A 14,436-nucleotide genomic window follows, 5' to 3' on the forward strand; every position below is an offset into this window, starting at 1 on the left:
CCCATGCCCCCGGCGGACGAAGCCCCGGCCCCCGTGCTCCAGGTGGCGAAGGAGGAAGAGGCTCCGATGATGGCGGGGAAGGCCTTCCGCGCGAAGAAGGACATGCGCTTCGACGACAAGCAGGTCCTCCAGGGGCAGCTGCTCTACCTGCGCGAGTTCGCGCACACCGCGCGGCCGAACCGCAAGGCGGGCGACCGGGTCGACTTCGCGGAGACGCTCTACTGGAACGCCGGGGTGCGCACGGATGCCCGCACCGGCGAGGCGCGGGTGTCCTTCGCGATGAGCGACTCCGTGACGACGTTCAAGGCGTTCGCAGGCGCGGTGGGCGGTGACGGCGCGCTCGGCTCGGCGGTGGCGGAGCTGGAGTCCGTGCAGCCCTTCTACGCGGAGCCCAAGCTGCCGCTCGAGGTGACGTCAGGGGACGTGGTGCGGCTGCCGGTAGCGCTGGTGAATGGGACGCAGGCGCGGCTTTCGGGCGCGGGGGTGAAGGTGGAGCTGAAGGGCGACGTGAAGGTCTCCGGCGGCCCCACGCTGGACCTGGCGTCACAGGCACGGGCCCGGCAGCTCTTCTCGCTGGAGATTGGCCAGGAGGCGCGGCCGGTGGACGTGAAGCTCACGGCGAGCGCGGGCGAGTACACCGACGTCGTCACCCGCACACTGTCCATCAAGCCCCGGGGCTTCCCGGGCCGCGTGTCCTTCGGCGGGCTGCTGTCCGCGAAGGGGCCGGCGGCACACCGGGTGGTGCTGCCCCAGGGCCTGGTGCCCGGCAGCGTGCGGACGTCCATCGCGGTGTACCCGGGCCCGCTGGCCAACATGACGGAGTCGCTGGCCCGCCTCATCCAGGAGCCCTCCGGCTGCTTCGAGCAGACCAGCTCCACGACGTACCCCATGACGATGGCGCAGCAGTACTTCCAGACGCACACCAGCGTGAACCCGGAGCTGGTGGCGAGCGCGCGCGAGAAGCTGGAGCGCGGCTACCAGCGGCTGGTGGGCTACGAGACGTCCGAGAAGGGCTACGAGTGGTTCGGGCAGAACCCGGGCCATGAGGCGCTGACCGCGTTCGGCCTGCTGCACTTCACGGACATGCGCCAGGTGCGCGAGGTGGACACCGCGATGCTGGAGCGCACGCGCGAGTGGCTGCTCCAGCAGCGGGACGGCCAGGGCGGCTTCAACCGCAAGCGCCGCGCGCTGCACGTGTGGGTGGAGGACGCGGACACGTCGAACGCGTACATCCTCTGGACACTGCTGGAGAGCGCGGCCCAGCCGGCGTCGCAGGCGAAGGAGCTGTCGCGCGAGGTGGCCTCGCTGAAGGCCGCCGCGGCGAAGAGCCCCAACAGCTACGTGGTGGCCCTGGCGGCCAACGCGCTGGCGCTCGCGGGCGACACCGCCGAGGCCCGGACGCTGATGGGCCGGCTCGCCGCTTCTCAGGGCCAGGGCGGCGTGGTGGGCGGCGCGACGCAGTCCATCGTGGGCAGCTCCGGGGAGACGCTGAACATCGAGACCACCGCGCTGGCGGTGCTGGCGTGGATGCGCGATCCCGCCTACGTGGGCAATGTGGAGCGCGCGATGAAGTTCCTCGCGGAGTCCAGCGACGGTGGCCGCTACGGCGCGACGCAGAGCACGGTGCTCGCGCTGCGCGCCATCATCGCCTACGACAAGGCGCGCGCGTCGAAGCTCACCCCGGGCCTGGTGCGCGTCTACGTGGACGGCCGCGCGGTGGGCGAGCCGGTGCGCTTCGACGGCTCCACCCAGGAAGCCCTCAAGCTGCCCGACGTGAGCGCGCTGCTGGGCGCGGGCGAGCGCCGCGTGGAGCTGCGGATGGAGGGCGGCGCGGAGCTGCCGTACTCGGTGGAGGTCACCTACAACAGCGTGACGCCGGACAGCTCGAAGGACACGGCGGTGACGCTGGAGGTGGCGCTGGCGAAGACGGCCCTCACCGAGGGCGAGCCCACGGAGGCGCGGGTGGTGGTGGCCAACCGCACGGGCCAGCGGCTGCCCACGGCGGTGGCCATCTTCGGCGTGCCGGGCGGCCTGGAGGTGCGGCACGACCAGCTCAAGGAGCTGGTGAAGCGGCAGGTGGTGGATGCGTACGAGGTGCTCGGGCGCGACGTGGTCCTGTACTGGCGGGGCATGGAGCCCCACAAGCGCATCGACGTGCCGCTGTCCCTGGTGGCCGCGGTGCCTGGCACGTACACGGGCCCCTCCAGCCGCGCGTACCTGTACTACGCGGACGAGCACAAGACGTGGAGCGAGGGCGTGAAGGTCACCATCGCCCCGAAGCCGTAGCCGCGAGCGACCGTCGTCCGGAGTGGGTGGACGCTCAAGGCGAGGCGGTGAACTCCTCGCTGGCGGCAGCCACCCTCTCACGCGAGAACTTTCGTGCGTAGTGGATGGCGGTGCCTACGGGAAAGATGAAGATCCCAATCAGGCGCCCCAACAGCTCCGCATGCATCCCCATATCACCCGTGGCCACCACCGAGTTGATGTGCACAAAGCCCATCACGAACATGATGGAGGCCACGACCAGATACCATCCGGCACCATTCATCAGCGGGCGCTTCGCGCTTCGATTCACGAGCTTCTCCGCACCGATGAAGAGAAGAAAGACGATGATTTGTAAGAGCAAGCCATCCCCCCTGCGTGAGACGCGTCCTCTTGAGCGCGTCACCCAGGATGATCCTCAAGAGTGGGCAGGCGGGCAACGAGCGTCGCCCTTCCGCTGTCGCGAGGTAGCTCCGGAGGGTGCTCGACACAACATCGGGAACACCCTGGGGGGCATGGCGTGTGGTGAATGACAGACCCTCCGCTTTCGAAGTGTACGTCTCACGACGAAAACCAGGGAGGTGCGCGTGGCTCCACTCCGGACAGCGACTTCTGTCTTCTGACCGCAAATGCTATGCATCATCGCCGACTTGCCGGCGCATGTGATTCGAGGACCGGGCCCAGCAAGGTTTGTGCGTGCGGGCGTATCGCCCTTCAGGGGGGAGACACGGAATGTCAGGAGCGCAAGGAAGCGCGGTACGGCTGAGCGTCGGGCTTTGTCTCCTTATCGGGCTGCTGGAGGGATGTGCCACGGGGGGGCAGGCGGCCTTGTCTTCCAACACGCGCCAAGAAGGCTGTGAGGGAGGGAATGCCGAAAGCTGCGTCTCCGTCGCCGCGCAAAATACGGAAGGCCGTGGCGTGCCCCAGGACGCGCGCCAGGCCGCCGAGTTCTTCGAGAAGGCCTGCACGGGCGGAGTGGCCGAGGGTTGCTTCAACCTCGGCCTGCTCTACGGCAAGGGCCATGGAGTGCCTCAGGATGAGCGCCGGGCCGCGGCGCTGTATGAGCAGGCCTGCACGGGCGGAGCGGCCGAGGGCTGCAACTCCCTCGGCATTCGCTACGCGAAAGGCAGCGGCGTGCCGCAGGACGAGCGCCGGGCCGCGGCGCTGTATGAGCAGGCCTGCACGGGCGGATCGGCCATGGGTTGCGCCAACCTCGGCCTGTCCTACGCGAAAGGCAGCGGCGTGCCGCAGGACGACCTTCGGACCGCCGAGCTTTTTGAGAAGGCTTGTACGGGTGGAGCGGCCACGGGCTGCTTCGGCCTCGGCGTGCAACACGAGACAGGCTTTGGCGTGCCCCAGGACGCGCGCCGGGCCGCTGCACTGTATGAGCAGGCCTGCATGGGCGGAATGGCCATGGGCTGCTTCAACCTCGGCCTGCTCCACGACAACGGCAGTGGCGTGACTCAAGATCCGCGCAGGGCCGCGGCGCTGTATGAGCAGGCCTGCACGGGCGGAGAGGCCAAGGGCTGCTTCAACCTCGGCCTGCTCCACGAGCAAGGCCGTGGCGTGACTCAAGATCCGCGCAGGGCCGCGGCGCGGTATGAGCAGGCCTGCACGGGCGGAGAGGCCAAGGGCTGCTTCAACCTCGGCCTGCTCCACGATGAAGGCCGTGGCGTGACTCAAGACGTGCGCCGGGCCGCGGCGCTGTATGAGCAGGCCTGCACGGGCGGAATGGCCACGGGCTGCTTCAGCCTCGGCCTGTCCTACGTGAAAGGCAGCGGCGTGCCTCAGGACGCGCGCCGGGCCGCCGCGCTGCTTGAGCAGGCCTGCGCGGGCGGAATGGCCACGGGCTGCAATTCCCTCGGCGCTCGCTACGCGAACGGCAGCGGAGTCCCTCAGGACTGGCGCCGGGCCGCCGAACTCTTTGAGAAAGCCTGCACGGGGGGCTTTGCAGAGGGTTGCTTCAACCTCGGCCTGCAGCACGAGAAAGGCCATGGAGTGCCTCAGGATGAGCGCCGGGCCGCGGGGCTGTATGAGCAGGCCTGCACGGGCGGAGTGGCCAAGGGCTGCAACTCCCTCGCCGTGCTCATCGACAACGGCCATGGAGTGCCTCAGGATGCGCGCCGGGCCGCCGAACTCTTTGAGAAGGCCTGCTCGAGCGGAGCGGTCACGGCCTGCTTCAACCTCGGCCTGTTCTACGGCAAGGGCCGTGGAGTATCTCAGGACGAGCGCCGGGCCGCGGCGCTGCAGGAGCAGGCCTGCACGGGCGGAATGGCCATGGGCTGCAACTCCCTCGGCATTCACTACGCAAAAGGCAGCGGAGTGCCTCCGGACGGGCGCCGGGCCGCCGAGTTTTTTGAGAAGGCCTGCACGATGGGCGCGGCCCAGGGTTGCTTCAACCTCGGCCTGCTCTACAAGCAGGTGCAGGGTCGCGGAGCTCCTGAGGCAGCAAGCCTCGCCTCCGCGTACTTTGGGAAAGCCTGCCGCGCCGGTCTCTCCGCGGCTTGCGACCAGCAGTGAGCGCCGCAGCGGCGGCTCAATGCCTGCCTCCCAGGCCAACGGTTCGGGACTTCACGTTGGAACCGCAACCCTCGGCATCGGGGGCCACCCTCACGTTAGGCTTTCCTCATGGCAAACCGGCACCGTGTCTATCTGGTCCCCGGCTTCTTTGGCTTTACCCAGATGGGGGACAAGGAATCAGAGCGCATCGCCTATTTCCAGAACGTCCCCCGTTTGCTCGAGCAGCGCTTCAAGGAGCGCGGCATCGACGCGCGGGTGCATGCCGTGGCCTCCTCCCCCTCCTCCGGGCTGGAGGCGCGGGCGCGCGACGTGTTCCGGGAGATGGCGCGGACCGCGAACGAGGACGACGCGCAGCTCCACCTCGTCGGGCACTCCACGGGCGGGCTGGATGCGCGGAGTGTCGTCTCACCGCGCATGGCCGGTGAGGCTCCGGCCTTCGTGAAGCGCGTGCGCTCCGTGGTGACCATCGCCACCCCGCATTACGGCACCCCGCTGGCCAGCTTCTTCCACCAAGGGGACGTGGGGAAGACGATGCTGCGCTACCTGTGGCTCTTCACCTTCCTCGCCCTGCAACGCAAGGCCATGCCCTTCCGGACCGCCGCGCTCCAGGCGTGCTACTGGCTTGTCCTGAGGAGCGAAGAGGCGAAGCTGCCGCCCAACCTCTTCAACCAGATCGTCCGGCTGACGGTGGACCTCTCCGAGAGCGAGCGCGAGGACCTCATCCGGTTCTTCAGCCAGGTGGGCGAGAACCAGGCGCTGATCGAGGACCTCATGCCGGTCAGCATGCGGGCCTTCAACGCGCACACGGCGGACCGCGAGGACGTGCGCTACGGCTGCGTCGTCACGGGGGCCCCGCTGCCCACGCAGACCCTCCGCATGCTGCTCACCCCGGACGCGCTCCTCCACGGCCTCTTCTCCTTCCTGTATGACAAGAGCGCGCCCCTGTCCCGGGAGCTCCAGGTCCCCGAACGCACGGAGGCCCAGTCCCAGGCCCTCCAGGATGTCCTCGGCAGGAGGTTCGAGGCCCGGAGCGACGGCATCGTTCCGAGCCGTGCCCAGGTCTGGGGACAGGTCCTCCACGTCGCGGTCGCGGACCACATGGACGTCATGGGCCACTTCGACCAGCCCCCGGAGTACATCAGCTGGCTGAAGTCGGGAGCCCACTTCCAGGAGCCCCAGTTCCAGGCGATGTGGGACCGGGTGATCGACTTCACGGTGGGCGCCGCCGCGACTGTTCACCCAGGCAACCAAGCGGAGCGACGCGTGCTCGCCGACGGGTGACGTCCCGCCTGTCTGGACGGAGAGTCACCCCATGCGCCATGCACTCGTGACCCCGTTCCTCGCCTCCCTCCTGCTGAGCGCCGCTCCCGAGGCGGAGGCCCAGACGCCCCGCCCGCCGACACGCCAGGAGGGCAACCTCGCCCCGGGCCGCGGGGGGGACAGCCAGCAGTCCGTGCCGCGACAGGGCGACATCCCCCAGGGCGCGCCCGTGGAGACCGCGCCCCCCAACGTCCCGGAGTTCAAGCCCGCGTTCCCGCAGCAGACGCGCGCCCCGGCGGTGAAGACGCGCACGCCCATCGTCGTGACGGAGGTCGCCTCGGGCTTCAACAAACCGTGGGCCATCGCGTTCCTGCCGGATGGCCGCTTCCTCGTCACGGAGAAGCCCACGGGCTCGCTCTACATCGTCACCGCCGCGGGCAAGAAGTCGCCCCCGGTGGCGGGCCTCCCCAAGGTCGACGGCCGGGGACAGGGCGGACTGCTCGACGTGGAGGTGGGGCCCGACTACGCGAAGAGCGGGCTCATCTACTGGACCTATTACGAGCCGCGCGAGGGCGGCAACGGGCTCGCGGTGGCGCGCGCACGGCTGGTGGACGGCCCGAAGCCGCGCATCGAGGGCCTCCAGGTCATCTTCCGCATGCAGCCCACGCTCGAGTCCACGCTGCACGCGGGCGGACGGCTCGTCTTCACTCCGGACGGCAAGCTCTTCGTCACGCTCGGCGAGCGCTCCATCCTCCCGGGCCGCGTCCAAGCTCAGGACCTCAAGAGCGACTTCGGCAAGATTGTCCGCATCCTCCCGGATGGCTCCATCCCCCAGGACAACCCCTTCGTGGGCAAGAAGGACGCCCGGCCGGAGATCTGGTCCTCCGGCCACCGCAACGTCCTCTCCGCGGCCCTGGACGCGCAGCAGCGGCTCTGGATCGTGGAGATGGGACCGCGCGGAGGTGATGAGCTCAACCGCCCCGAGGCCGGCAAGGACTACGGCTGGCCCACGATTGGCTATGGCGAGGAATACTCGGGCGAGCCCATCCACAAGACGACGCAGGCCGCCGGCATGGAGCAGCCTGTCTATTATTGGGATCCGGTCATCTCGCCCTCGGGGCTCACCATCTACTCGGGGGCGCTCTTCCCGGAGTGGAAGGGGAACTTCTTCATCGGCGGTCTGTCCAGCCAGGCGCTGGTGCGGCTGGTCCTGAAGGACGACCGCGTGGTCGGCGAGGAGCGCCTGCTCACGGACCGCAACGCGCGAATCCGTGAGGTGGTCCAGGGGCCCGACGGTGCGCTCTACCTGCTCACGGACGACTCGAACGGCCGCCTGTGGAAGCTCACCCCGGGGCCCACCACCCCGCCGGGCCGCGCTCCCTGAAGTCCCCTGCCTGGCGGGAACGCCAGGCCCCCAGCGGCTCCACGTGTGCTCTTCCGCTCGAAGGCAGTGGCCCCCTTGTCGGGTGTGAGCCTCGTTCCGAGCTTGAGTTGTCAGAGCAAAGGGAGCCCCGCGATGGAGATCAAGCCCCAGGCCATAGCCATCCCCAGGTCGACCGAGCACCTCGAAAGGGGGAAGTACGGTCCGATCTTCCCGAAGACGCCTGCCTGTTATGGCTTCACGGTCATCGCCAAGGTCAAGCCGGGGCGCGCCGACACGATTCGCGGCTACGGCCAGAGGTTGGCCGACACGCTCAAGGCCGACCCCGAATTTCTCGCGCCGCTCAAGCTCCACTACCTCCGCTGGGTGCTCTTCGATGACGACACCCGGTTCATGTATCAGGGCATCTTCGACACCGACTTCGACAAGTACACCGAGGACGCGGTCGTTCTCTTCACCAAGTCCGGAATCAATACTGCCTTCGAGAACCTCGAGGGCTTTCCCATGGACTGGAAGACCAATGCGTCTGCGTTCGTCAAGTTCATCCGGGACCACCAGTGCAACAGCTTCCTCGAGTATGGCGAATACCCCTACTTCACGAGCGATGAGATCAAGAAGGCTTTGAAGCTCAAGGCCGCGTTCACCGAGATGCTCGAGCAGATGCAGTAGGAGCCAGTCATGAGTGAAGCGTTCGGGCGGACGTACAACCAGAACCACGCGCCAAGGAAATACTCGAAGGGGCACCGGCGCGTCAGCGTCTACACGTCCTGGAGCTACCCCGGAGAAGCCAATCGGACGCCTGACGAATTGGACAACCGGTTCTCGACGATGGCCGAGGTCCGCCGGGCGCTCTGGCCCAGCTACGAGTCCCCCCAGTGGGCGGACCCACTGAGGTTCCAGCAGGGAATCGCGGGCTCACTGGAGCTCTTCTTCTGGGCGTGGGTGAAGTTCCAGCAGGTGATGGAAGAGGTCACCGGGAACAAGGTCCCCATGTTTCAGCGGGTGGACCAGGCGGGCTTCACCCTGCCGCTCGACGAGCGGGTCCTCGCCGACGCGGACACCCTGCTCATCTTCGGTCTGGACCACAACGTCACCGGGCAGGAGGCGGCCCCGGAGGAGATAGAAGCGGTCCGCGCGTTCCTCGAGCGCGAAGACACCTGTCTGGTGATAGGCCCTCACCATGACGTCGGGCACTCGCCGGATTTGAACGAACGCGCCCAGGAATACGCCCACCATGGCGACGCCCTGGTGCCTCGTCAGCAACGCTTCGGCGGCTATACGCGCTCGCTGATGAAGGGGCTGGGAATCCCTGTCGAGAATCGCTGGGGGCTCCGCCCCGCCGTCGTCGAAGGCACGAACCGGAGCGCCCCCTTGACGGTGATGGAAGAACTGGACACGCGCGGCTGGCTCACCGGGGTCCAGAACTTCAACTTCCACATGCACCTGCCGCACTACGCGGTCACGACGGAGGACTCCCGTTCGGTTCGCGTCCTGGCGAAGCAGCCCATCGACCGGACCCGGCCCCATCCGTTCACGAACGCGGGCAACACCGAGTTCAATGCGCTGGTGTGGATGCCGCCGGGCGACGGCAGGGCCGGTGATGTGCTGGTGGCCGACTCCACCATCTTCAGCACCTTGTTCGGGGCGGACGAGAGCCTCGTGCGCTTCTGGAAGAACCTCGCCACGGCGCATTGAGATGCTCAAACTCGACGACATCCAGAGTGGAGTGCTGCGGCCCCGGCCTTCTCCGTACGTCGCGACCTACATCCTCCTCCGCATCGACGACCGGAGCGCGGGACGGGAGCTGATGCGGCGGCTCTGCTCGGCGGTGACCGCGGCCGACCATCCGGGCAGCCCGAGCTCGGATTGCTCGCTCAGCGTCGCGCTCACGTATCACGGGCTCCAGGCGCTGGGCGTACCGCGGGACTCCCTGGACAGCTTCGCGTGGGAGTTCCGGCAGGGAATGGCCGCCCGGGCGAAGGCGCTGGGAGACGACGGCGAGAGCAGCCCCGAGCACTGGGAGCCGCCGCTGGGAACGAGCGACGTCCACGTCGTGCTGACGGCGCTCTCTCCGGATCAGGCCCAGCTCGAGGCCGCGCTGGAGCGCGCGCGCAAGGCCCTGAGCGAGCTTGGCGGCATCACGGCCGTCTGGCGTCAGGACTGCCACGCCCTGAGCACCGGCAAGGAGCCGTTCGGGTTCAAGGACGGCATCAGCCATCCGGCCGTCGAGGGCAGCGGCATTCCCGGAAGCAATCCCCACGAGGAGCCGCTCAAGGCGGGCGAGTTCGTCCTCGGCCATCCCGACGAGACGGGCGGCGTGTCCCCGATACCCCAGCCTGACGTCCTGGGGCGCAATGGGACGTACGTCGCCTTCCGCAAGCTCCATCAGCGGGTGGCCGCGTTCAGGCAGTACCTGAAGGACCTCGCGAGCAGCCCGGCGGACGAAGACCTCCTGGCCGCGAAGATGATGGGGCGGTGGCGCAGCGGCGCGCCGCTGGCGCTGTGCCCTCACCACGACGCTCCCGGCCTGGGCGCGGACCCGTCGCGCAACAATGACTTCCACTATGCGGACGACGCGACCGGCTACAAGACGCCTGCCGCGTCGCACATCCGGCGCGCGAACCCGCGCGATGCGTCCGTCGCTGGCGTGGTCAGGCTCCATCGGATGATCCGGCGCGGAACCGCCTACGGGCCGGAGCTGCCCGAGGGAGTCACCGAGGACGATGGCGCCGAACGGGGCCTGATGTTCGCCTTCATCGGCGCGCACCTCGGACGGCAGTTCGAGTTCGTGCAGTCCGAGTGGATCAACGGCGGTGAGTTCCTCGGGTTGGGCGATGCGAAGGACCCCGTCGCTGGCGCGCACGACGGGACTGGCGTGTTCTCATTCCCGAAGCGCCCCATCCCCAGGCGTCTGCAAGGCCTTTCGCGGTTCGTGGTCACACGCGGAGGCGAGTACTGCTTCATGCCCGGGCTGAGAGCGCTGCGGTGGTTGGCGGAGCTGCGGACATGAAAGACCCGGAGAGCATGGACGTCGTCGTCATCGGTGCCGGCCCCGCGGGGCTGTTCGCGGCGCTCCGCGCTGGCGACCTGGGCGCCCGGACCGCCCTCGTCACCCGCGACGCGTTCGGCGGCATGGCGGCCCACGACGGGCCGGTGCCGGTGAGGACGCTGGCGCACGCGGCGCGGCTGCTCCGCGACGCCCGGCAGCTGGGGCGCTATGGCATCTCGGTGAGCGAGCCCGTGCTGGACTACTCGCGACTGCTCACCCGCGTGCGCGAGGTGGCCGGCGACGTTCGCGCTCAGGCGGCCCTGCGCGAACAGATTGACGCGGCGGGGGTCACCGTCCACGAGCACGCAGGCGCGGCGCGATTCGTGGCCCCCCACACCGTCGAGACCCAGGGCGGGCTGCGACTTCGAGCGGAGAAGTTCATCCTCTGCTCGGGCGGCGTGAGCCGGCGTCTTCCAATCCCGGGCTTCGAGCTCACGGCGACCCACAGCGATGCGTGGAGCCTGACGGCCGTTCCGCCATCGATGCTGGTGGTCGGCGGTGGCGCCACGGGCGCCCAGGTCGCGTCAATCTTCACTGCGTTCGGCACGCGGGTACAGCTCTTCGAGGCGGGAGCGCGCATCCTGGCGACCGAGGACGAAGACGTGTCCACCGCCGTCGCGGAGTCCTTTCGTCAGGCCGGCATGGGGGTGCGCGAGGCCTTCGGCTCGATTGAGCGTTTTGAGAAGACGCCGGGAGGTGTGCGGATGGTCTTCTCCCGGGACGGCGTGCGGGACAGCGCCGAGGCCGCGCTCGTCGTCGTCGCGGTGGGCTGGACGGCCGACACCTCCGCGCTCAACCTCGCGGCCGCGGGCGTCGAGACCGACTCGCGAGGCTTCGTGCGCGTCGACGCCCAGCTGCGAACGTCCGCGCCGCACATCTTCGCCGCCGGAGACGTGACCGGGCGCATGATGCTGGTCCCCCAGGCGTTGCAGGACGGGTTCGTCGCGGGCTCCAACGCAGCGCGCACTCCGATGATCACCGTCCCGGACGCGGTGTCTCCGATTGGCAGCTTTACCGACCCCGAGTACGCGCAGGCGGGCCTGACTGAAGCGAAGGCGCGTCAAACGCACGACGTCGTCGTGGCGCGGGTGCGCTTCGATTCGACGACGCGGACCCTCATCGACGGCCGGACGAATGGGTTCTGCAAGCTCATCGTCGACCGCGCCACGCGGAGGATCCTCGGTTGCCACGTGGTGGGTGAACGGGCGGTCGACCTGGTGCAGACGGCGGCGATCGCCATCGCGGCGGGGATGCCCGTGGATGCGCTGGCCCGCGTCCCGCTCTCGTTTCCCACCTATCCCGGGGTCCTGGGGCGTGCAGCGGCCATCGCGGCCCGCCAGCTCCAGGTCGATGTGGATCGAGCACGCCTCGCGGAGCTTCTTTGATAGGCCGCGTCCTCCAGGCCCCCTTCTTCCGATAGTCATCAGCCTACATGCATTGAAGTCGCACTCCGCCGCCGGGGCCCGCATCAGGGGCGCCCGGCGGCTCCACGTTTACGGCAATTATTGCCTGATCGCTTCAAACTGACTTAGACGTGCAAAAAAAGAATAGCCGAAAAAGCCTGTAGAACACATGGAAGGGACCGACTGGCACCAAGCCAGTCCATTGAGAACCAAAGGTCCCCCATGTCCAAGCTGCACAAAACGCTGCTGACCGCTTCCGTCGTGTTCCTGGGGTTGACGGGGTGCGGGGACGCGGAGCTTCCTGAAACCGAGCTGGCCACGACCCAGCAGGGTGTGACGTCCCTGGGCATCCCGCTGCCCATCCCCGCCTGCTCGGGCCTGCCGGACACGGATGGCGACGGCGTCTGCGACGTGGTGGAGTCGCTGCTGGGCACCAGCCCCAGCAACCCGGACACGGACGGGGACCGGCTCAACGACTACGCGGAGTCGTTCGGCTTCGGCGGCGGCCTGGACCTGACGGCCCTCGGCGCGAACGCGCGCAGGAAGGACATCTTCATCGAGGCGGATTACTACGCGGGCCAGCAGCCGAGCCAGGCGTTGCTGAACCGGGTCATCACGGCCTTCGCCAATGCGCCGGTGTCGAACCCGGATGGCTCCAAGGGCATCACGCTGCACGTGGTGGTGGACCAGCAGATCGCCGCGGCGGACGCGGACGCGGACCTCAATCCCGTCTGGACGGACTTCGACAAGATCAAGGCGAAGTACTTCGCCGCCAACCGCGCGCCCTACTTCCACTACATGCTGTTCGCGAACCGGTACGACGGTGGCAACTCCAGCGGCATCTCGCGCGGCATCCCCGCGCATGACTTCGTGGTGACGCTGGGCTTCGTCGCCGCCACCGAGCTGCAGCGGGCGGGTACCCTGATGCACGAGCTGGGGCACAACATCGGTCTGCGCCACGGCGGTACCGACAACGCCAACTACAAGCCCAACTACCTGAGCATCATGAACTACGAGTACCAGTTCTATGGCTTCGGCATCGGTGGCCTGAACAACGTGCTGGACTACTCTCGCGTGCAGGTGGCCGCCTTCAACGAGCTGAGCGTCAACGAGGGCGGCGCGTTCACGCCCGCGGGCACGACCACCGAGGCGGACCTCGCGAAGATCAGCGCGCTTCGCTTCAACGACGCCCAGGTCACAGGCAACGCGAGCACCAACCTGGACTTCAACAACAATGGCGGCATCGATGCCGCGACCTATACCCGGGACTTCAACCGCAACGGCGTCGCCGACGTGTTCCCCGCGTCGCAGAACGACTGGCTGGCGCTCGCGTATGACGGTGGCGGGCAGATTGGCTTCGCCACGTCGGGCATCACCCAGGACCTGGGCCGCGAGGAGCTGTACATCGTTCCCCCGGAGAAGATGGAGCCCTGCCTCACCGTGCCCCAGCCTGACGCCCGGTAGTCACCGCCGTCCCCGCTGAACCGTCGCATCGCGCCGCCGGGTCCACCTTCACGGGGGCCCGGCGGACATGCCGGTCCTGGAAGCACTCAGAGCCCTGACAGCTCGCGGTCCTTCACCTTCAGCCAGGCCTGCTTCCGGGACAGGTAGGTGGAGCAGATGCGCCGCCAGGTCCATACGTCGCTCCGGGTCCACCAGTCGCCGAGCGGCCTGTCGCCCAGGAGGTCGACGCCGAGGTCCCGCAGGTTGCCGAGGTTTCGGAAGCCCACTCCGTTGAGCCCTTCATAGACGTTGGACTCCAGCACCAGGACCTTGTCCGTCTCCACGTGGTGGTCCACGACGAGGAAGGTGTGGCCGGAGTCCCACTGCTTGCGCCAGCCCTGGATGAGCGTCCATGGGTGGGGAGGCGTGTCCTCGGACGGCGGGAGGATGGCCATGCCGCTCTCGATGGCGGCGGTGACCGGGGAGAAATAGTCCTCCGTGGAGGCGATCATCATCTGCCGGTGCCTTCGCGCGTCCCAGGCGAACTCCGCGCCGTGCACGTCGGAGAAGGCCTTCACGGTCAGCGCCTCCACGAAGGTGCAGCAGTTGTTGCGCTGCGGAGGCGCCAGCGGGACGCGGATGCCGGGGAGCGCCCACGGGTAATAGGCCCGGTCCAGGTCGTAGCGATAGTCGGTGAAGTCCTTCAGCAGCCCGACGAGCACCGCCTCGGACACGGCGAGGGGCTCGTCTTCGTACGTCCGCCGCCGCACCGGCGGAGGCTTCTTCGCGAGGAAGACCTTCGCGTAGGCCTGCGATTTCCAGCGCGTGCAGATCCACGTGTCGAGCGCCCCCAGCGTCGGCACCTCCAGCCGTGCGTAGTCGGTGGCCTTCGTCGGGTAGCCCTTCTTGTGCTCGAGCACGAAGTACGTGCCGGGCTCGACGTAGCCCTCGAACTGCGAGTCGCTGTCCGGCATCACGAAGCCCCGCAGCCGGATGGAGAGCTTCGCGACGAGTTCGGTTTCCGCCATGGTGCGTCCCCCCGATGAAGCTGGAGCGCCCAGTGTACAGCGGGGCCTCAGCGATGAAATGCCTCGGCCCTCAGGGTGGCGGCTCCGGGA

General features: G+C 68.3%; 11 protein-coding genes. 9 read left to right on the top strand and 2 right to left on the bottom strand.

The window, feature by feature from the left end; genetic code table 11:
* On the top strand, positions 1-2,286 hold a 2,286-nt coding region (locus D7W79_RS07130; RefSeq protein ID WP_276375087.1), incomplete at its 5' end, for an alpha-2-macroglobulin family protein.
* 34 nt (positions 2,287-2,320) lie between these two features.
* Here D7W79_RS07130 and D7W79_RS07135 read toward each other — a convergent pair.
* A complete protein-coding gene (locus D7W79_RS07135; RefSeq protein WP_120524581.1) occupies positions 2,321-2,626 on the bottom strand; it encodes a hypothetical protein in 306 nt (101 codons plus the stop codon).
* A gap of 368 nt (positions 2,627-2,994) precedes the next feature.
* Here D7W79_RS07135 and D7W79_RS07140 point away from each other — a divergent pair, with 368 nt between their 5' ends.
* The 8 genes from D7W79_RS07140 (at position 2,995) to D7W79_RS07175 (ending at position 13,339) form a co-directional block, all read left to right on the top strand.
* A complete protein-coding gene (locus tag D7W79_RS07140; protein ID WP_120524582.1) occupies positions 2,995-4,782 on the top strand; it encodes a tetratricopeptide repeat protein in 1,788 nt (595 codons plus the stop codon).
* Positions 4,783-4,890: 108 nt separating this feature from the next.
* A complete protein-coding gene (locus tag D7W79_RS07145) occupies positions 4,891-6,063 on the top strand; it encodes an esterase/lipase family protein (protein WP_120524583.1) in 1,173 nt (390 codons plus the stop codon).
* Positions 6,064-6,094: 31 nt separating this feature from the next.
* A complete protein-coding gene (locus D7W79_RS07150) occupies positions 6,095-7,426 on the top strand; it encodes a PQQ-dependent sugar dehydrogenase (RefSeq protein WP_208729656.1) in 1,332 nt (443 codons plus the stop codon).
* Positions 7,427-7,558: 132 nt separating this feature from the next.
* Entirely contained in the window at positions 7,559-8,092 is a 534-nt protein-coding gene (locus D7W79_RS07155) for a hypothetical protein (protein ID WP_120524585.1), read from the top strand.
* Positions 8,093-8,101: 9 nt separating this feature from the next.
* A complete protein-coding gene (locus D7W79_RS07160; RefSeq protein WP_208729657.1) occupies positions 8,102-9,118 on the top strand; it encodes a hypothetical protein in 1,017 nt (338 codons plus the stop codon).
* Between the two features lies 1 nt (position 9,119).
* A complete protein-coding gene (locus tag D7W79_RS07165; RefSeq protein WP_120524586.1) occupies positions 9,120-10,433 on the top strand; it encodes a Dyp-type peroxidase in 1,314 nt (437 codons plus the stop codon).
* Positions 10,430-11,857 (top strand): dihydrolipoyl dehydrogenase family protein, encoded by a 1,428-nt coding sequence (locus tag D7W79_RS07170; RefSeq protein WP_120524587.1) that lies wholly within the window; start codon positions 10,430-10,432, stop codon positions 11,855-11,857. Before D7W79_RS07165 ends, D7W79_RS07170 begins: the two co-directional genes overlap by 4 nt.
* A gap of 240 nt (positions 11,858-12,097) precedes the next feature.
* A complete protein-coding gene (locus D7W79_RS07175; RefSeq protein WP_167497674.1) occupies positions 12,098-13,339 on the top strand; it encodes a zinc metalloprotease in 1,242 nt (413 codons plus the stop codon).
* An 86-nt stretch (positions 13,340-13,425) separates the two neighbouring features.
* Here the strand turns inward: D7W79_RS07175 and D7W79_RS07180 are convergent, their stop codons facing one another.
* Entirely contained in the window at positions 13,426-14,346 is a 921-nt protein-coding gene (locus D7W79_RS07180) for a hypothetical protein (RefSeq protein WP_120524588.1), read from the bottom strand.
* Positions 14,347-14,436 lie beyond the last annotated feature (90 nt).

It is taken from the genome of Corallococcus exercitus (assembly GCF_003611585.1).
GTDB lineage: Bacteria > Myxococcota > Myxococcia > Myxococcales > Myxococcaceae > Corallococcus > Corallococcus exercitus.